The following is a 17,636-nucleotide window of genomic DNA, read 5'->3' as shown; positions in this document are numbered from 1 at the left end:
TCAAAAAAAAGAAGTAAATTCGATCTCTTGAATCGCTAATAGTAAAAGCAAGCAAAATAAAATGAAGCATTTAGTTCTTATTCTTTTTATTATTCTGAACGTGAACCAGGTATTTTCAGCCGGTTCAGCAGTAAATATTCCACTTGGCGGGAATGCTTATGTTACCCAAAAAGCGGGAACCGTTGATATCAACAAAAACGGCCTTTCCGCCTGGGACGATAAAACTGCCGTAATTTCCTGCTGGTTTAAAACAGGCCACAGCGGAAACCTGGACATAGCGTTGAAAACCCGCACACCCGAAGGCAAATCCGAAATTGAAGTATCCATAAACGGGAAAGCGCACAAACTTACCCTTGATAACCCTGCGTGGGAAACCATTAAAGTGGGAAGCACAACGGTAAAAGAAAACCAGCATGTACGTATTGATTTCAAAGGCAAAACACGCACAGGTTCTGTTTTTGCAGATATTTCTGACCTTATAATTGAAGGCGAAGCAGCACAGGAGCCGCTGATTTTTGTGCGCGAACCCGAGAATTTCTATTTTGGCCGACGTGGCCCCTCGGTTCATCTTTCGTACCCGATTCCCGAATCGGCCGGAAACGTAGAGTACTTCTACAACGAAGTGATGGTGCCTGAAAAAGAAGATGTGATCGGTTCTTACTACATGGTTAATGGTTTTGGCGAAGGATACTGCGGAATACAGGTAAATTCGCCCACCGAAAGAAGGATCCTGTTTTCGGTCTGGAGCCCTTATTCAACCGATAACCCCGAAGAAATTCCGGTAGAAGCCCAGGTCCACATGCTCGGCAAGGGCAAAGACGTGGTTACCAAAGAATTTGGGGGCGAAGGATCAGGAGGACAAAGCTTCCTGCGCTATCCGTGGAAAGCCGGAAAGACCTATCGGTTTCTGACGCGCATTCACCCCGACCAAAACCGCGAAGGTGCCACCGTTTATACGTCGTGGTTCTTTGACCCCGGGCAAAACAACTGGCGGCTGATCGCCTCGTTCTCGCGGCCACAAAAGGTAACGTGGTACACCCGCCCGCATTCGTTCCTCGAGAACTTTATCCCTTCGCAGGGGCACCTCACCCGAAAAGTGGAGCTTACCAACCAGTGGATCGTTACCGAAAAAGGTGAATGGATTGAATTAACCGAGGCTGGCTTTACCTACGATGCAACGGCTGCCGCCAAACGCCGCGCCGACTATTACGGTGGCGTTACAAAAAACCGGAAATCGTTTGTAATGAAAAACTGTGGTTTCTTTGACGAAAACACGGCTTACAAAACGGTTTTCACCCGCGAAAAGTCTTCTGCCGCTCACCCGGAAATCGACTTTAAAGCCCTGCCCAGGCAGTAGCTACTTCGATACCATACACAAGAGAATCAGGTTTTTCTTCAGATCATCGCCACTGAGAAAAGCCTGATTTTCTTTATCCAGTAAAAGGTTTCGCAATTTCGACAAGGCTCTTGACGACGAATTCATCGACGATTGCTCATTGATATCCAGAATTTCCGCAATTTCTTTATGCGAAAGCTCCTGAATGTATCGAAAGTAGAGGATTTGCTTTTGCTTGTCCGAGAGCTGATCGTAAGAATGCAACAGCTTTTTGAGCAATAGTAACTCCTCATCGTTACCGCCAAACTTCTTTTCCAGATCATCTTCGTCAACAGGCATGTGAAACGAAATATCGTTTTCAGAAACCAGCAATTTCTGTTTGGCCAGTTTGTCAATTAAAATATTCCGGATCGATTTTAACAGGTACGGCCGCACATGCATCGTTGGCTTTATGTTTTTGCTCGAATACAGTTTTACAAACAAATCCTGTATACAGTCTTTCACAATTTCGGGGTCAGGGAATAATTTCAGGCCATAATTCAGCAGCTGATCATAGTATTTTGTATATATGATCTCAAGGGATTGCTTGTCGCCGTTGATAAAACCGGCCCAGTTCTTCAAATCCTCCATGCTCTTTTCTTATTCTCTAATCCGGGACATTCTTTTTCTCAAAAGGAAAAGAGACCAAACTTGATTGCAGAAATTACCAAATAAATTGCAAACTCTTCATTCTTACTGCTCTGAATCGAATTTCATTGCATAATAATAAAATAAGCACCTAAAAAACAAGGAATAAATCATTTCGCATGTAATAAATGCTTACTCCATTAGCGAGTTCCGAAATCCGGGAGCTTTGCGGTGCTTTGTTTTTTGCTCGTACGAAAAGGCGATTTCCAAAAGCGCAGGCTCGCTCCAGGCTTTCCCGAAAAAGGAGAGGCCAATCGGCAGCCCTTCCACAAAGCCCATCGGCACCGTGATGTTCGGGTAGCCCGAGATAGCGGCAGGTGATGAGCTTCCTCCGCTAAAATGATCGCCGTTCACCCAATCGATGGTCCACGCAGGGCCGTTGGTTTGCGCGATAATTGCATCCAGCCCGTGCTCTTCCATCACTTTGTCGATTCCTTCCTTACCCGCAAACAGCTTTGAGTTTGCCAAAGCTTCCTGGTACTCTTCGCTTGTCAAATCGCCTTTGGCCTGCGCGGCTTCCATTATTTCCTGGTCGAACCACGGCATTTCTTTAGCGGCATTCGCTTTGTTAAAAGCGATGATCTCTTCCAAACTTTTCACCGGAGCTGTGGGATGCCCCGCCAGGTATTGGTTCAAATCGGCTTTAAACTCGTACAAAAGAACCTGGTACGAAAACCGGTTCCATTCCCGGTTGTGCTCGAACTCAACTCCTTCAAGCACCTCTGCACCGGCCTCGCGCAAATCGCTGACAGCCTGCACAAAAAGCTCTTTCACTTTTCGGTTGCCCGATAACATCTGCGAAGCCACGCCAATGCGTTTTCCCTTTAAACCATCCGCTTTCAGGTAAGGTGTATAATCCTTCAGAATATTTCCTTTTTCAAGATGAGTTTCGGCATCGTCCGGGTCGGCTTCCGCCAGCGCTCCCAGTAAGATGGCAGCATCGCTTACGTTGCGGCACATCGGCCCCGCAGTGTCCTGGCTGTGTGCAATCGGAATAATTCCCTGCCGGCTCCACATACCCAGCGTAGGTTTTATTCCCACCAAGCCGTTGTTCCCCGACGGACAAACGATCGAACCGTTGGTTTCGGTCCCAATTCCGATGGCGCATAAATTGGCCGAAATGGCCGCTCCGGTTCCGGAACTCGAGCCGCAAGGGCTTCTATCCAAAAAGTAAGGATTTCGTACCTGTCCGCCCCGGCCGCTCCATCCGCTCGAAGAATTATCCGAGCGGAAATTGGCCCACTCGCTCAGGTTGGTCTTCCCCAACAGAACAGCCCCGGCTTCGCGTAACTTTCTTACAATAAACGCATCTTTTTCCACCACGTTCCCCGCCAATGCAAGCGATCCGGCGGTGGTCATCATTTTGTCGCCTGTATCGATGTTGTCTTTGATTAACACCGGGATTCCGTGCAAAGGCCCGCGAATCGTCCCCTTTTTCCGCTCGCCGTCGAGCTGCCGGGCTATTTCCAATGCATCCGGGTTCAACTCGATCACCGACTTCAGATACGCATCCACCTTTTCAATGCGGTCGAGGTATTTTTGGCAAAGGCTTTCGGCCGTTAATTCGCCCGCCTCCATCTTTTTCTGAAGTCCGGCAACCGTGGTTTCGTTCAACTCAAAATCGGTAAGGTTTACCGGGGTTTCTGAATCTCCGGAACCTGTTGTACACGCAGCCGCTCCGGAAAGCGCCAGTACCGATCCGCTTATCGCACTGGTTTTAAAAAAGGTACGTCGTTTCATCTGTTTAGATTTTTAATTATTTTGGCAACAGATGGAATTCGCATGAGATCTTATCATGTCGTTTGGTGTAAATTCTATTCTCATGCTCATTTCATTTTGTTTATTCGTTAGGTTTTTGAGACTTGAATACGAAGATTCGCTAATTCGGAAACATCAGATTAAGTAAAAATCCGCCTAAGCTGATAATCACCAGGGCCACCACCACAAAAAGAAAGGTACTTTTCATTTTCGAGGAAAGCCAGATCAGCAGCGGCGTCATTAATCCCAGAAATACGCCATAACGCACTTCGGTTAAGGACACTTTGAATACCTCGCCGTTGAGCCAGGCAATAAACGGGGGCAGAAATACAAAACCCAGTATAACAGCTATCACGATTAAAAAGGTCTTGATCGATTTTTTCATCTTATATCCAAATTACTTCACTTTGTCAGGATTCTTCTTAATAAAATCTCCCCAGTTTTTATACTCTTTTGATTTCTGAGGCTTGCTTAGCTGGATAAAATGGCAAATGGCCACCGCCACCGCATCGGTTTCATCCAAAACGCTTTCAATCTCCTTTAAATCATAAACTTTTTGCAGGAAATAAGCCACCTGCTCTTTCGAGGCACGCCCCATTCCGGTAATGGCCTGCTTTACCAGCAGCGGCGCATATTCATGAATCGGAACCCCGTGCATCAGTGCGGCCGCCATAATAACGCCCTGTCCGCGTCCGAGTTTCAGCATCGACTGTACGTTCTTCCCGTAAAAAGGGGCCTCAATCGCCATCACATCGGGGCGATAGGTCTCCACCAAATGAAGCGCCCGCTCGTGCAAAACCTTCAAGCGCTGGTAATGATCCTTAAACTTCCCGGGCGTAATGTTCCCCATGTGCAGGATCACCGGCTTTTTGTTCCTGATTTCCACCAGCCCGTAACCGGTTACCGTGGTCCCCGGGTCGATCCCCAAAATTCGAAGTGGTTTTTCCATCCAATAAAAATAGTGACTTGTGGTAACTTATTGCGATTTATTGCGAGAAGTTGTGGCTGGTTTGTGATTTATTGTGTTTTGCAGAAAAGAACAGAGACAACACATACCAGTGAATCCGAAATGCAATTCTCAAATGTTATCGCCCGTGTTTCTATGCTTTATAAATCAGGTTCATTTCAGATAATTCTTGTCCGATTTGGTGAATTCCACTTAGTATTTTTTCAGTCTGGCTTTCTGATGGCTTTTTATGTCCTTGCACATACTGAGATAACAGAGTAGGGTTCATCCCAATCTTTTCAGCAAGAAACTTTGCGTTGAGCACTTTATAATACTGGAAGAACTGAGCAAAGTCAATTTCAAATTTTAAATTCTCATGTGTAATTTCAAATTCTTCTTCAAAATTTAATTGAGTTGCTTCAAGCGCATTATTTATTAACTCAGGAATAGTCCTTCCTGTTGTAAATATTGGATATTCTTCAGAGTAGGCAGAAAATCCGGTCTTTGTTTTTTCAACTATTATTTTAATTTTTTTCTTAAACGCTTTCATGATTCATGTCTTTAAAGTGTAATTCCTGCATCTCTCAAAATTTTCTTCTCAAGTCCCTTTCCGACTTCCTGACTCCCATGGTTTGGAAAAATCAGTATTCCTTCTTTTTGGTCATGCTTTAATTTAACATGCGACCCTTTTTGTGAAATCGGGTACCAGCCATCTTTTCTCAAAAGTCGAAATAATTCGGAGCATTTCATGTAACTGAATCTTTCTAAATCTCACTCAAAGGTAAACAATAATTTACTTGTTGCGATAAAATATCTGCTGGAATCTTCTTTTTTCCATCATTAACTACACTACTTAATAAAATGATGATCAGCCTGTTTTCGTCCGGAATCCCAATTCATCAGCTTACAACTTTCTTCGCCGGACGAGATCGGGCTTTCCTTGGGGCTGAACTTGTTTAAAATTAAATATCGAACGCCATTGTAATTGTCAGTTCGATAAGCTGTTGGGCCTAAAGCAGAGTATATTCTTCTTTTATGTTGACTCACCCTGATCCCGAGTGCTCGGGATCGTCCCTCTCTATGAATAGAGAGGGAGAAGAGGGAGAGTCAATAATAAACCACCCTTATTCCCCATCCGTCACCGTCCTTTTCTCCTGTCGAGTTGCTGAAGAAGTACGCCCGACACAATAAAAGCCAGGCCGATAAACGTAGTGACATAAATGGTTTCTTTCAGAATAAAATGAATAAACACCAGCGAAAGAAAAGGCGCAAAAAACACCAGGTTCCCGATTTTGGCATTGCTGGTGGTCAGGTTCATGGCTTTTAGCCAAAGCACATAGGTGATGCCCACCTCAAAAATCCCGGTATAAACAATGGCGTAAAAACCCACTCCGGGCGTAATTCTGAACGAAGAGAAAAGCGCCACCACGGGCAAGAGGTAAACAAAACCGATGGCAAAGTTGAGGAAGAGTTTCAGCACCTCGTCGCGGCGGTCGCGCACATTAAAGATCCAGTACAGCGACCACAGCACCGAACTTCCCACCGCCAGGAAAACCCCCAGCGGGTTTGTATTGCGGAAGCCGTCGAAACCACCCTGCGATGAAATAAAAAACACCCCGGTAAAACTAACCATCAGCGCTGCAAAGCTTATCCAGCCTATTTTTTGGTTCAGCAGCGGCACCGACAGCAAGGCCAGTGTGATGGGCCAGATCATGTTCAGAGGTTGCGCCACCTGCGCCGGCAGCAGCGAGTAGGCTTTAAACAACACGAGGTAGTACAGCAAGGGATTGAAGGCCCCCATCAGCAACGAATGTGTCCATTGCCGCGGGGTAACCCGGGCAATTAAATGCACTTTCCGCTGAAACAGCAAAACCGCAAACAGCAACACAACCGTTACGCCCGATGCGTAAAAAATAACCTGGATAAAGTCGTATTCGGCCAAAGCCAGTTTAAAGGCCGTTGCCACGGTCGACCAAAACAACACGGCCAGCCCCGCATACAAATAGGATTTTACAGGTTGCGCCATAAAGCTGATGATTAAAAACGCCAATGTACAAAAAGAAAACCGGATGACCGTCGCTAAAACAAACGGGCGAAAAACGGCATAACTCACTGTGCAGATGCTCCATAACACAATCGCGTGGCTTGATTTATATATCCCAATTGCATTATCTTTTTTTTGAAATTCAGGATAGCGGAAACCCTGTATACATGTTAAGGTACCTGGCAGCCGGAAGGGTGGCAGGGAAATATCCCCAAAAATTCCAGTGTACCCCAAATTATCAAATTAAATTAAAACAGTATGGACGACCAATTCTCGTTTCATTTAACGGAAGACGAAAAGGACCAGGTAAACCAGGCCATCCAGGTACTGGCAACCGTACTGGAACCTAAGTTAATGACACTTACGCCCGAAGAGCGTAAAGAGCTGCCCAAGATGGGCGATAAAACCGTGGCTTTTGTTGAAAAAGCGGTTGAATACGGACAGGAATATCCGCAGTATATGCCTGCCTTTATTGATGTACCCGAAGCTACTGCCGACTTTGAGGCAGTAAAAGCCATTCGTACCTATTTCACCCAGCTCGAACGCATTACCAACGAGCTCGACGATAGTATGATTCTGGCCGGAAGCGAAGCCTACAGCGCATCGCTTTCAATTTACAAAGTGCTGAAAAACGCGGCTACCATGGGGCAACCCGGCGCCGAAGAAGCCGTCGCCGAATTGGCCAACCGTTTTCCGCGCGGAAAACGAAAAGCAGCACCCGAAAACATCTAGCTCTGGTAAACCGGACTATCGCACAAAACCTTATTGATGGTTGGGTACAATAATCCGGTTTTTATCCTTCCGCTCGTCCTGAATTTCTGTTTGAACGGGCATCAAACCCGGCTTTTACGACAAAACCTCGCTTTTATCCGCCGGGGTTTTGTGTTATTAGAGCCCATCAAACAAAATGAATACAAACACCCGGCTCCCGACTTCCTTCTTCCCGCTTTTTTCTTCCACAAGCTCATTTTTAGCTCCAACAACCTGGCTTTTTGATGCATTGCCCTTGACCAAAACCAGGAAAAGCATGAAAAACATTCAAACAAGCTAACTTTTTACCCCGTGCATCGAGTAAAAAACGGCCTGTAATTCTGCTTTTTACGAGCCGGTTTTAGTCCCCTACAAGAATGTTCTAAAAAAAAGCCAGCCTTTTCTAACAAAAAACGAGAAGGCCGGGAAAAAGAGCGAGGTATAATCTTGCTTTTTACCAGCACACCGGACTAAAAAGTGAAAGTGTTCTTACTTTCTACCAGCCTTTCGGGGTAAAAAGCGAGCTTAACGAGGGTTTTACTTAGAACCGCGAACCCGGGCCAGCAGTTTATGCCCCATAACACCCTGTAAAGAAAAGGCTTGGTTGATTTTCTGTTTATATTTAGGCAGCAAATCATTAAAAACCGTTGAATACGCATTATCACATAAAAACAGAGAGAAATTAGTAAACCATAAAAGGCGTGCTTTACAAGTGTATGTTATTGGAAACGACACATTTTGTTGTACCTATAGAAGATATTGATTGGATAAATGATGCGTTATAGGGACGTTAGTAATAATAATGAAAAAGGCTTCAGTCGACCGAAATATGAACATTTACATCTTGTAATATGAAACATACAAAGACAATCGGATTAATTTTGATTTTGTATTTTATCGCATGCTTTAGTAATGCGCAGACAGTAAGAGAATTATTAAATACTGTTATGACAGATATTATGGAAGGCAATTGCAAAATTGAGTTACAAAAAAACATGAAACCATTGTGTCTTGGATTTGACACAACTAAGATTTATTATAACGATGCAAAAACCATTAAACTTAATCCTATAATTGGGACATGGAAGTCCGAGCAGTTTGAGAATGTTATTGAAAATACTGATCACAATATCTTAATCAAAATAGAAGATTCTGACTGTTTCAATGGAGACAAAATATGGCATTGCCTTCTCGCTCCAATATCATATAATCCTGACACGACAATTGCACTGATACAATATCATAAATCAATTTTATTTACAAAAGAAAATGAATCTGGAACAATTTTGTACCAAGTGAGGAATGGGAAATGGACTCGTCATTTTGTGATTGAACAGATAAGTGCAAAAAATTCGATAACCCAATGATAAAATTACAGTTGCTAATAAATTGTAATATGGCAGGCGGGGGTTTCAGCGGTCTGACAAGTCAGACCTTGCGCCCACTTCCTGCGGGTCTGATAGGATTTCTCTTCGTAGATATAAAATAACAAGGATCGATCTGATGTGGTGATTCGAGAAAGTCAACAAAAAGATTGCAGTAAATCAAAATACGTTCTTAAAAGAATTGACAAACACAAAAAAATCTCAATAACGATGAAAGCATTTACTTTACTTCTAATTATTCTCGTTTTTGTAGCCTGTAACAAAGACAAGGAAAATGTTCCAACTTATACAAACGATAAGTTTGAGTTAACGGCTGCAGCTGACTGGACACTCGTAAATGAACAAGGCATTGACACCTATGTTGGATATTACCAAAAGGAAGATTATAAAATAGAATTCGACTTTGGATATTTAGCGTATGGAAATATTGACAGCATTAAAAATACTCCCGATCTATTGCTTTTCGAAGAATTGCTGATAGATGGGAATAAAGCAAAAATTGTAAAAGAAAACAGGCCGGATGGAACAAGATTATCCGCATATATCGACAAAGGTGACGAAGTAAATAAAAATAGACTTTATACCTTTAATACATCAAATGACCAATTATTCATTGATATAGTGAAGAGTCATAAATTTAAATAAACAACTCCGCTGGCGCGATTTTGCCAATCGTGCCTCGGCCTGCAAGGCTGAAAAAGATATAACACAAAAAGGTCTGGATAGCTATCGGGACGCAACGATAACTTGCAAGTGACTGTTGTGTTGCATATAAAACCCTATCACATCGATGGAACAACACGTAATTTTAAAGATGAGATTCATCCATCGATTTTTCAAAAAGGATTCCTCCTTTATACATTCCTTTTAGGATAGGATGAATTTCTTTACCAAGATCGGTTAAGCTGTATTCCACTTTGGGCGGAACTTCCGGATAAACGGTTCGACGGATTAACCCGTCAGATTCCAGTTCTTTAAGCTGTTTGGTCAGCATGCGTTCGCTAATATCAGGCAAGAGTTTAACTAATTCGCTATACCTTTTGTCTCCCTGAAAAAGGTGAAGAACGATGGTTCCTTTTCGTTTACCTTTTACCACGTTTATAAATGTATCAATCGGGCAATAACTTTTTTTCATTTTTTTTCTTCTCTCAAAGACTTGTAAATACTAAAAACAGCAATAAATGTTCGTATGTATACCTTTTGTAAGTTATTGATAAGCAAATTATTTATCCTGACATTTGTACAAAAATAGATAAATTAAAAGACAAAAGATGGTACAAAATAATTCTACATTTAAGGCATTTAGAGTGGAAGAGAAGGATGGGAATTTCGTTGGTTCTATTAAAGAAGTGGCCTTTAATCGGTTAAACGATAATGAAATTTTAGTAAGAGTACACTTCAGTTCTCTGAACTATAAAGATGCATTGTCGGCTTCGGGAAACAAAGGAGTAACCAAAAATTATCCGCACACGCCCGGTATTGACGCGGCAGGTATAATAGAAAAATCGCACAGTGCATTATTTAAAACAGGTGATAAAGTAATTGTTACCAGTTATGATTTAGGGATGAATACCGACGGCGGATTTGCAGAGTACATTCAAGTTCCGGCAGAATGGGCCGTAAAACTACCCGAAAAAATGACCCTGAAAGAGGCCATGATTTATGGCACTGCAGGATTAACAGCTGGAATATCCGTTTTAAGACTTACGGAATTAATAAAACCGGAAGACGGAAAAATAGCGGTGTCGGGGGCAACAGGTGGCGTAGGCGCATTAAGCGTTGCTATACTGAATAAGTTAGGATATTCGGTAGTTGCAATAACAGGCAAGGAGACGGAAAGAGACTATTTAATGAACCTGGGAGCAAAAGAAATAATATTGCGAAGTGAGATCGAAAATTTTGATAAAAAACCCTTGTTGAAACCTTTGTTTGCGGGGGCAATAGATACGGTCGGAGGCGTCATTCTCGAAAACATTATTAAATCAACCCATTCGATAGGCGTTGTAACTTGCTGCGGAAATGTTGCATCTCCCAAATTGGATTTAACCGTCTTTCCCTTTATCCTTCGAGGTGTTACGCTTATTGGTATCGATTCGCAAAACTATCCGATGAAATACAGGGAAATAGTATGGAATAAGTTAGCCGATGAATGGAAGCCAAAGCAATTAGAATATACCTGCAATGAAATTCAGCTAAAGGATTTACCCCATAAAATTGAATTAATGCTCAGCGGAAAATTAAAGGGAAGAACAATCCTGAGTTTAGTTGAATAAATACGCAATTCAATACGTGTAGCCGTTGCACACCCCCAATAATTTTTAAGCGCCTGTTAAAACTACGAAGGGGAATAAGCTGTTTTTCGCACTTTTAACAGGTTCTTTCATTTTTTAATACCCTGTTTAGAAAAGAATTAATTGGTTCTCTGTTGATATTTAACCGGCGAATAATCAAAAACCGTTGAATACACCTCATCACATAAAAACAGAGAGAAATTAGGAATACATAAAAAGTGTCATTTACACATATGTTAACAGCAAGCGACGCAACCATAGGACAAGCTAATGCATCTTGAGTTAAAACAATTGACATGAAAAACCACAGAACACAATTATTTGGGGCGAGTATTTTAAGTATACTTTGCTTTAGCCTTATTTTATTTATTTCATCCTGTGAAAAAAGTGACAGTGACAGTTCAAAAGACTATAAATCAGGTAAACTAAAAAATCTGACAGGACTTGATGGTTGTGGTTGGGTGATCGAGCTAGATGATAAATCAAAGTTAGAACCATTGAATTTAGATGCCTTTGATTTGGAATTAGCAGAAAACAAAGAAATTAAATTTAAATATCACGAAAGAACAGACTTGGGAAGCTATTGTATGGTTGGAGTAGTAGCTGAGATAGATGAGATTAAGGATATTTCTAAATTGGTTTGTGACCAAAGCGTTATAATAAGTTCAGAAGAATACGAGAATGCACCGAACGACCCATTTTCAATAACAGAATTAACAATTACCGGAGATTGTCTGAACATAAAATTTGCAGCAAGTGGATGCGATGGTGATACATGGACTGTAAAATTAATTGATTCAGGCAACGTTGCAAAATCGGATCCATGCCAAAGGACCTTAAGATTATCTCTTGACAATAAAGAAATCTGTACAGCAGTTCCAGGGAAAGAGGTTTCATTTGATATAAAGAACTTACAGATAATTGGTGACGACAAAGTGATTCTCCATGTATCAGGAGAAGAAATACTTTATGAATATTAAAATAACAATTACCGGCTGCCAACAAAGGTAGTTGTTGCACAACCCCCTAGTTTTTAATAGTATCACATCCATTACCCTTTGTAAAGAAAAATAGATTTTCTTTACAAAACAAACTATATTTGTAAAGAGAACTGCAAAATCTTTACACAATGAGCCAAAATGAAAATTGGAAATTAAAAGAACTGCCACCGACTATTGACCTTGAAACGAAAGCAGTTCTTAAAAGTTTGCCTTCTGCTCATGCAGCTTTGGCCGAATTAAAAGGAATTGCATCGACCATTCCGAATCAAATCATTTTGGTTAATACACTTGGGCTTCAGGAAGCAAAAGATAGTTCTGCTATTGAAAACATCATTACAACACATGATGATTTGTACAAGTCGGAATTAAATCTCGACTCATTTAAATCACCTGAAGCGAAAGAGGTTCAAAACTACATATCAGCATTAAAAAAGGGATTTGAACTGATTAAAGTAAAGGGACTAATTACCAATAACATTATCGTCGAAATTCAAAAAGAACTGGAAGGGAACAGCGCCGGATTTCGAAAGCTTCCCGGAACTGCCTTAAAAAACTCTTCGACCGGAGAAATAATTTATACTCCTCCGCAAGACATCAATGAAATAAATAAATTGATGACAAATCTCGAAAAGTTCATCAATGACCCGTCGATGTCCGATTATGACCCCATTATAAAAATGGCGATCATTCATTATCAATTCGAAAGTATTCACCCATTTTACGATGGAAACGGTCGTACAGGAAGAATAATAAATATCCTTTATTTAATTATCGAAAATTTGCAAAACCTTCCCATCCTGTATTTAAGCAATTATATTATTCAAAATAAAGCCGATTATTACAGGCTTTTACAGGAACTCAGGGACAATAAAAACTGGGAGGAATGGTTGTTATTCATGATTCATGGAATTGAAAAAACTTCACGCGAAACCATTGAATTAATTCTCCAAATCAAAGAATTGATGATGGAGTATAAACATAAACTTCGCGACAATTACAAATTTTACAGTCAAGATTTACTAAACAACTTGTTTAAACATCCTTATACAAAAATTGAATTCATTGTCAACGACTTGAATGTTTCAAGAATTACTGCTGCTAATTATTTAAATAAACTGGCTGAGGATGGAATTTTAAAAAAAGAAAGAATAGGAACCGGTAATTATTATATAAACGAAAAGTTATTTAACCTATTGACAAGAAGATAAAACCACTTGCGGTAATGCAGGTAGCCGTTGCACAAATTCAATAATTTTTAAACGCCTGCCTTTTATTTCGAAAGACCAAAGACAAAAAGCAACCAGCACCGGCGGGCTATGCTTTCTTATTCAAATTCATCCAGCTTTATACCTTTCATGAACATCTCCTCTTTATCCATCTTCTTATCATTTTCGTTATCAGGCAAAAGCTCCCGAAGCTCCCGAAATTTGGTACGCGATTCCTCAATGTACACACTGCCCGGATAATCACTTAACATGTCGCGGTAGAGCTCTTTGGCTTTCTCTTTCTGGTCGAGATCATAATTGTATAGTTCTGCCAGCAAATACATGGCATCGTCACCCAGCAATTCGTAGCCAAAATCATTGACAATGGTTTGAAGGTATTCGGCAGCCAGCGCATAGTTCTGCTGGCCGATTTCGAGTTTTGCTTTTCGGAAAAGAATGTCATCCACCAGCGAATTGTAGGGGAATTGTTCCCCCAGCGAATCGAGCACCGCCATTGCCTCGTTGTTCCGGTTCTGGAAAAACAACAAGTCGGCACGGGCAAACATTTGCAGGGGAACCGCGGTAGTGTCCAGGTTCAGGTTGTTCCCGATCATCATCGAAAGCTCCATGGCATCGTTGGCGGTCAGTTTCGAAGTACTCGCCTTGAGCACATCCAGCTGAGCTTTGGCCCACTTAAAATTGCCCATGTAATAGCCCAGCCGCGCTTTTTTCAGCTTCACCTCATCGCCCAGGCTGTTGGTTTTGTTCTCATCAATTACCTGCGAATACAAAAGCATGGCTTCCCACTGATCGTTGCTGTACAAATAAATATCGGCCAGCTCGGTCTTCAACTCCCCTATCTGTTCAGGTTTTAACCCGGGAATGCCGATTCCCTTTTCCAGCATTTCAATGCCCCGCTCGGGCGCTCTCAGGTAAAACGCCTCCAGGTGCGCATACTCTCTTACCAGTGGCAATGTGGCCGGCCCCAGTTGGAGGTATTCCAAACCCTTACTGAATTGCTCCGCCAGCTCCTTCCCTTTTTCCACGTCATCCGGAAAATCGTTGACATACTCCAGGTAGGAAGCATTCAGCGTCCGGATGTAGGCCTGCGCATAATAGCTGTTCTGCTCGCCTTTATCCATCAGGTATTTATAAGCCTTTTTAGCTTCCGTGTAGTCTTTGTTTCGCAGGGCCATATCGCCCAAAACGGCAATCTGCTGGTCTTCTTCCCCGGTGCGGCGGTCGATCGCAATCGACTGGCGCAAGGCACTGGCAAACTTGCGCTCCTGCAGAAGAAACCAGATCAGCAGCCGGTTGTAGCCAATCACATCGGGTTCGTTCTGAATACGCAGCAACACCTGCTCGCGAAACTGGTCGCGAAGCCCGTCGTCGATATCCAGCCGCATGGCCGACGACAAACTGCTTTGCACCCGCGGAAGATGATTCGGATCTCTTTTCAGCAGATTGAGGTATTCTTCCAGCATGTTTTCATTGTCGCGCAAGTACAAATACGAACGCGCCAGCTCGTAACTGAAATCTTCGGCCGGCAACACTTCCCGGGCCTTCAGGTACACATCTCTCGAAAGCTCAAACTCCTGGTTTGCCAGAAAAGCATTCGCCACCGTATAATAACTCCCTTTATTGGGCTGAATGTTGTCGATCGCCTCCCGGTATTTGGCTGCGGCTTCGGTTTTTAATCCCTTTGCTTTCAGCACCTGCCCCCAGTAAATAAAATAATCGGGCCGCGGAGGTTTTTGTTTTTTAAGTTCATCCTGAATTTCCCTGATGGCCTCGTCGTACTGTTTCAACTCAATCATACAGGTAATGTAATACCGGTAATAGGTACTGTTCCGGGTAAGACCGTACACATCTCTGAGCAAAGGAAGTGCTTTCTCATAGTCTTTTTCATTGTAGTACTTAATTGCCAGACTTGATTTACTCTGAATCTCCGATACTTTCTTCTGCTGAGCGTACACCGTATTCAGACTAAAAAGGATCAAAAAAGAGCATATAATGTGTTTCATAGATTTCCTGATATCTCACAAAAATAACACAGTTACAGGAAGAAGTGTTTTTTTCAGAACAATTTTAGTATTTGAGAGTTTTTCATCCTGTATTCATTTTTAAACTAATAACTTTGCAGAAATTTTTTTGATATGGCACATGAATTGAATGGCAGGGAGCGCCTGCCGAAGTGGATGAAGATGAAAATGCCAAAAGGGGAAAGCTACTCGAAAGTGAAGAACCTGGTCAACAAACACGGTTTGCATACGATTTGCACCAGCGGAAACTGCCCGAACATTGGGGAGTGCTGGAACCGGGGTACCGCCACGTTTATGATACTGGGGAACATTTGTACCCGCCGCTGTAAATTCTGTGCCGTTCCCAACGGAAGACCACTGGCTCCCGACCTGGAAGAACCCAAGAAACTGGCTGAATCGGTGCGCATTATGGGTGTTAAACATTGTGTGATTACTTCGGTCGACCGCGACGACCTGGAAGACCAGGGAGCAGGAATATGGGCAGAAACCATTCGCGAAGTAAAACGCGTAAACCCGGAAACCAAGATTGAAGTGCTGATTCCCGATTTCAGGGGAAAAACGGAACTTATTCAGCAGGTGATTGATGCCGGCCCGGATGTGATTTCGCACAACCTGGAAACTACCGAAGAACGCACACCCTTTATTCGTTTTGCAGCCAAATACCGCCGCAGCCTTGAAGTGATAAAATATGTGGCCGACCATTTTGGGCGAGCCAAATCGGGGATAATGCTTGGTCTGGGCGAAACGCACGAAGATGTGCTAAAAACCATGGACGACCTGCTGGAGGCTGGCTGCAAAGTAATGACCATTGGACAGTACCTCGCACCAACGCCCAAACACATGCCGGTGGTAGAATACATTACTCCCGAAAAATTTGTGGAATACCGCAACATTGGTATCCGCAAAGGATTTAAATTTGTGGAAAGCTCGCCGCTGGTGCGTAGTTCGTACCGTGCCGAGGAACATGTGAATGCGTAGGAAAGTGATCAGTATTCAGTGGCAGTTGACAGATGCAAAACCCTGACCTCGCAGTTCGAAGCTAAAAACAAAAAAATGGCAGATTTTAACTACATCGATTTAGGACTGAAAGATTACAAAGCCTGCTGGGATTACCAGGAAGAAAGGCTGCAGGAAGTTGTAGCCGAAAAACGCAGTACCGGAAAACCAACGGCGCGCAACAGTTTTATCCTGGTGGAGCATCCGCATGTTTACACGCTGGGCAAAAGCGGCGACGAAAAAAACCTGCTGGCCAATACTGATTTCCTGAAGAAAATAGACGCCACCTATTACAAGATCAACCGCGGCGGCGATATTACCTACCACGGCCCGGGGCAATTGGTGGGCTACCCCATTATTGACCTGGAAAACCTAAAAATAGGCGTACGCGAGTACATCGAAAAAATGGAAGACGCGATTATTGCCACCATTGCCGAATACGGTTTGGAAGGCGGAAGAAAAGAAGGTGCCACCGGTGTTTGGCTACAGGCCGACCATAAAGTGCGCGCCCGGAAAATCTGCGCCATCGGGGTGCGCGTAAGCCGCTATGTTACCATGCACGGCTTTGCGCTAAACGTAAATACCGACATGCGTTACTACAATTACATCAACCCCTGCGGCTTTGCCTCTTCGGCAGTTACTTCCATTCAACAGGAACTGGGCCGGGAAATCTCGATGGAGGAAGTAAAAAAAATCGCTATGGAAAAATTCAATACGATCTACTAAATATGAAAAAACTGACCATTCTGCTAATCCTACCTTTATTTTGGGCGTGTCAACCTGCTTCTGAAACGAAGCTGCCGATTGAAGGAACATGGCTGCTGATTTCGGGTGAAACGATTCAGCAAAACGATACGGTTTTTACCGATTACACCGACGGGCAAAAAACCATTAAGATCATCAATGCCAATCACTTTTCCTTTCTTCGCCACGACCTGAATAAAGGCACCGATTCTACGGCTGTATTTGTTGCAGGCGGAGGAAAATATTCGCTAAACGGAACGACCTACACCGAACACCTGGAGTTTTGCAATTTCCGCGAATGGGAAGATCATACTTTTGACTTTGAAATAACAATCAACAACGATACGCTCGTTCAAAAAGGAATCGAGAAAATCGAAAATCTCGGGGTCGATCGTTTGATAATTGAAACATATACCCGGCTTAAATAAGCAGCTTCCTTTATCGCAGAAAT

General features: G+C 42.8%; 20 protein-coding genes. 11 read left to right on the top strand and 9 right to left on the bottom strand.

What is annotated here, in order from left to right; translation table 11 throughout:
• Positions 1-61 precede the first annotated feature (61 nt).
• Positions 62-1,357 carry a DUF3472 domain-containing protein gene (locus D1614_RS04215; protein WP_119436643.1) on the top strand — a complete coding sequence of 432 codons (1,296 nt, stop codon included), beginning with the start codon at positions 62-64 and terminating at the stop codon, positions 1,355-1,357.
• Here D1614_RS04215 and D1614_RS04210 read toward each other — a convergent pair whose 3' ends face one another.
• The 7 genes from D1614_RS04210 to D1614_RS04180 all read right to left on the bottom strand — a co-directional run bounded on the left by D1614_RS04210 (position 1,358) and on the right by D1614_RS04180 (position 6,753).
• Entirely contained in the window at positions 1,358-1,966 is a 609-nt protein-coding gene (locus D1614_RS04210) for an RNA polymerase sigma factor (protein WP_119436642.1), read from the bottom strand. It lies immediately after the preceding gene.
• Between the two features lie 189 nt (positions 1,967-2,155).
• Entirely contained in the window at positions 2,156-3,763 is a 1,608-nt protein-coding gene (locus D1614_RS04205; protein ID WP_119436641.1) for an amidase, read from the bottom strand.
• Positions 3,764-3,902: 139 nt separating this feature from the next.
• The gene (locus D1614_RS04200; RefSeq protein WP_119436640.1) at positions 3,903-4,166 is read right to left on the bottom strand and encodes a hypothetical protein; all 264 of its coding nucleotides are present in this window, start codon (positions 4,164-4,166) and stop codon (positions 3,903-3,905) included.
• A gap of 12 nt (positions 4,167-4,178) precedes the next feature.
• A complete protein-coding gene (gene ruvC / locus D1614_RS04195) occupies positions 4,179-4,730 on the bottom strand; it encodes a crossover junction endodeoxyribonuclease RuvC (protein WP_119436639.1) in 552 nt (183 codons plus the stop codon).
• A gap of 151 nt (positions 4,731-4,881) precedes the next feature.
• Complete coding sequence (locus tag D1614_RS04190; protein WP_119436638.1) at positions 4,882-5,277, bottom strand: helix-turn-helix domain-containing protein; 396 nt, start codon at positions 5,275-5,277, stop codon at positions 4,882-4,884.
• An 11-nt stretch (positions 5,278-5,288) separates the two neighbouring features.
• Positions 5,289-5,477, bottom strand: a complete 189-nt coding sequence (locus D1614_RS04185) for a type II toxin-antitoxin system HicA family toxin (protein ID WP_119436637.1) — start codon at positions 5,475-5,477, stop codon at positions 5,289-5,291.
• Positions 5,478-5,865: 388 nt separating this feature from the next.
• Positions 5,866-6,753, bottom strand: a complete 888-nt coding sequence (locus tag D1614_RS04180; protein WP_119436636.1) for a DMT family transporter — start codon at positions 6,751-6,753, stop codon at positions 5,866-5,868.
• A 276-nt stretch (positions 6,754-7,029) separates the two neighbouring features.
• Here D1614_RS04180 and D1614_RS04175 point away from each other — a divergent pair, with 276 nt between their 5' ends.
• The 4 genes from D1614_RS04175 to D1614_RS04165 all read left to right on the top strand — a co-directional run bounded on the left by D1614_RS04175 (position 7,030) and on the right by D1614_RS04165 (position 9,551).
• Positions 7,030-7,503, top strand: coding sequence for a hypothetical protein (locus tag D1614_RS04175; protein WP_119436635.1), 474 nt, complete (start codon positions 7,030-7,032; stop codon positions 7,501-7,503).
• 36 nt (positions 7,504-7,539) lie between these two features.
• Positions 7,540-7,767 carry a hypothetical protein gene (locus tag D1614_RS26040; protein WP_147384015.1) on the top strand — a complete coding sequence of 76 codons (228 nt, stop codon included), beginning with the start codon at positions 7,540-7,542 and terminating at the stop codon, positions 7,765-7,767.
• Positions 7,768-8,372: 605 nt separating this feature from the next.
• Positions 8,373-8,888 carry a hypothetical protein gene (locus tag D1614_RS04170; RefSeq protein ID WP_119436634.1) on the top strand — a complete coding sequence of 172 codons (516 nt, stop codon included), beginning with the start codon at positions 8,373-8,375 and terminating at the stop codon, positions 8,886-8,888.
• Positions 8,889-9,116: 228 nt separating this feature from the next.
• Positions 9,117-9,551 carry a hypothetical protein gene (locus D1614_RS04165; RefSeq protein ID WP_119436633.1) on the top strand — a complete coding sequence of 145 codons (435 nt, stop codon included), beginning with the start codon at positions 9,117-9,119 and terminating at the stop codon, positions 9,549-9,551.
• A gap of 163 nt (positions 9,552-9,714) precedes the next feature.
• On the opposite strand, the gene D1614_RS04160 is transcribed toward D1614_RS04165, so the two are convergent.
• On the bottom strand, positions 9,715-10,041 hold the full coding sequence (locus D1614_RS04160) for a winged helix-turn-helix transcriptional regulator (RefSeq protein WP_119436632.1): 327 nt from the start codon (positions 10,039-10,041) through the stop codon (positions 9,715-9,717).
• Between the two features lie 136 nt (positions 10,042-10,177).
• Between D1614_RS04160 and D1614_RS04155 the strand changes: the two genes are divergently transcribed.
• The 3 genes from D1614_RS04155 (at position 10,178) to D1614_RS04145 (ending at position 13,406) form a co-directional block, all read left to right on the top strand.
• Positions 10,178-11,179, top strand: a complete 1,002-nt coding sequence (locus D1614_RS04155) for a YhdH/YhfP family quinone oxidoreductase (RefSeq protein WP_119436631.1) — start codon at positions 10,178-10,180, stop codon at positions 11,177-11,179.
• 314 nt (positions 11,180-11,493) lie between these two features.
• Positions 11,494-12,177, top strand: a complete 684-nt coding sequence (locus D1614_RS04150) for a hypothetical protein (RefSeq protein WP_119436630.1) — start codon at positions 11,494-11,496, stop codon at positions 12,175-12,177.
• A gap of 149 nt (positions 12,178-12,326) precedes the next feature.
• Positions 12,327-13,406 carry a Fic family protein gene (locus tag D1614_RS04145; RefSeq protein WP_119436629.1) on the top strand — a complete coding sequence of 360 codons (1,080 nt, stop codon included), beginning with the start codon at positions 12,327-12,329 and terminating at the stop codon, positions 13,404-13,406.
• A gap of 116 nt (positions 13,407-13,522) precedes the next feature.
• Here the strand turns inward: D1614_RS04145 and D1614_RS04140 are convergent, their stop codons facing one another.
• Positions 13,523-15,427 (bottom strand): tetratricopeptide repeat protein, encoded by a 1,905-nt coding sequence (locus tag D1614_RS04140; protein WP_119436628.1) that lies wholly within the window; start codon positions 15,425-15,427, stop codon positions 13,523-13,525.
• 132 nt (positions 15,428-15,559) lie between these two features.
• Here D1614_RS04140 and lipA point away from each other — a divergent pair, with 132 nt between their 5' ends.
• The 3 genes from lipA (at position 15,560) to D1614_RS04125 (ending at position 17,613) form a co-directional block, all read left to right on the top strand.
• Positions 15,560-16,423 (top strand): lipoyl synthase, encoded by an 864-nt coding sequence (lipA, locus tag D1614_RS04135; protein ID WP_119436627.1) that lies wholly within the window; start codon positions 15,560-15,562, stop codon positions 16,421-16,423.
• Positions 16,424-16,498: 75 nt separating this feature from the next.
• Positions 16,499-17,167, top strand: coding sequence for a lipoyl(octanoyl) transferase LipB (lipB, locus tag D1614_RS04130; protein ID WP_119436914.1), 669 nt, complete (start codon positions 16,499-16,501; stop codon positions 17,165-17,167).
• 2 nt (positions 17,168-17,169) lie between these two features.
• The gene (locus D1614_RS04125; protein ID WP_119436626.1) at positions 17,170-17,613 is read left to right on the top strand and encodes a hypothetical protein; all 444 of its coding nucleotides are present in this window, start codon (positions 17,170-17,172) and stop codon (positions 17,611-17,613) included.
• Positions 17,614-17,636: the final 23 nt, after the last annotated feature.

This window comes from Maribellus luteus, from assembly GCF_003576475.1.
Classification (GTDB): domain Bacteria; phylum Bacteroidota; class Bacteroidia; order Bacteroidales; family Prolixibacteraceae; genus Draconibacterium; species Draconibacterium luteum.
Note: the sequence above shows the minus strand (reverse complement) of the source record. Positions and strands in the feature narration are given on the sequence as shown.

What these genes read in the sequence shown, in the direction of transcription:
- D1614_RS04215 (WP_119436643.1), top strand. Translation starts at nt 62, where the DNA reads ATGAAGCATTTAGTTCTTATTCTTTTTATTATTCTGAACGTGAACCAG.
- D1614_RS04210 (WP_119436642.1), bottom strand. Translation starts at nt 1,966, where the DNA reads ATGGAGGATTTGAAGAACTGGGCCGGTTTTATCAACGGCGACAAGCAA.
- D1614_RS04205 (WP_119436641.1), bottom strand. Translation starts at nt 3,763, where the DNA reads ATGAAACGACGTACCTTTTTTAAAACCAGTGCGATAAGCGGATCGGTA.
- D1614_RS04200 (WP_119436640.1), bottom strand. Translation starts at nt 4,166, where the DNA reads ATGAAAAAATCGATCAAGACCTTTTTAATCGTGATAGCTGTTATACTG.
- ruvC (WP_119436639.1), bottom strand. Translation starts at nt 4,730, where the DNA reads ATGGAAAAACCACTTCGAATTTTGGGGATCGACCCGGGGACCACGGTA.
- D1614_RS04190 (WP_119436638.1), bottom strand. Translation starts at nt 5,277, where the DNA reads ATGAAAGCGTTTAAGAAAAAAATTAAAATAATAGTTGAAAAAACAAAG.
- D1614_RS04185 (WP_119436637.1), bottom strand. Translation starts at nt 5,477, where the DNA reads ATGAAATGCTCCGAATTATTTCGACTTTTGAGAAAAGATGGCTGGTAC.
- D1614_RS04180 (WP_119436636.1), bottom strand. Translation starts at nt 6,753, where the DNA reads ATGGCGCAACCTGTAAAATCCTATTTGTATGCGGGGCTGGCCGTGTTG.
- D1614_RS04175 (WP_119436635.1), top strand. Translation starts at nt 7,030, where the DNA reads ATGGACGACCAATTCTCGTTTCATTTAACGGAAGACGAAAAGGACCAG.
- D1614_RS26040 (WP_147384015.1), top strand. Translation starts at nt 7,540, where the DNA reads ATGGTTGGGTACAATAATCCGGTTTTTATCCTTCCGCTCGTCCTGAAT.
- D1614_RS04170 (WP_119436634.1), top strand. Translation starts at nt 8,373, where the DNA reads ATGAAACATACAAAGACAATCGGATTAATTTTGATTTTGTATTTTATC.
- D1614_RS04165 (WP_119436633.1), top strand. Translation starts at nt 9,117, where the DNA reads ATGAAAGCATTTACTTTACTTCTAATTATTCTCGTTTTTGTAGCCTGT.
- D1614_RS04160 (WP_119436632.1), bottom strand. Translation starts at nt 10,041, where the DNA reads ATGAAAAAAAGTTATTGCCCGATTGATACATTTATAAACGTGGTAAAA.
- D1614_RS04155 (WP_119436631.1), top strand. Translation starts at nt 10,178, where the DNA reads ATGGTACAAAATAATTCTACATTTAAGGCATTTAGAGTGGAAGAGAAG.
- D1614_RS04150 (WP_119436630.1), top strand. Translation starts at nt 11,494, where the DNA reads ATGAAAAACCACAGAACACAATTATTTGGGGCGAGTATTTTAAGTATA.
- D1614_RS04145 (WP_119436629.1), top strand. Translation starts at nt 12,327, where the DNA reads ATGAGCCAAAATGAAAATTGGAAATTAAAAGAACTGCCACCGACTATT.
- D1614_RS04140 (WP_119436628.1), bottom strand. Translation starts at nt 15,427, where the DNA reads ATGAAACACATTATATGCTCTTTTTTGATCCTTTTTAGTCTGAATACG.
- lipA (WP_119436627.1), top strand. Translation starts at nt 15,560, where the DNA reads ATGGCACATGAATTGAATGGCAGGGAGCGCCTGCCGAAGTGGATGAAG.
- lipB (WP_119436914.1), top strand. Translation starts at nt 16,499, where the DNA reads ATGGCAGATTTTAACTACATCGATTTAGGACTGAAAGATTACAAAGCC.
- D1614_RS04125 (WP_119436626.1), top strand. Translation starts at nt 17,170, where the DNA reads ATGAAAAAACTGACCATTCTGCTAATCCTACCTTTATTTTGGGCGTGT.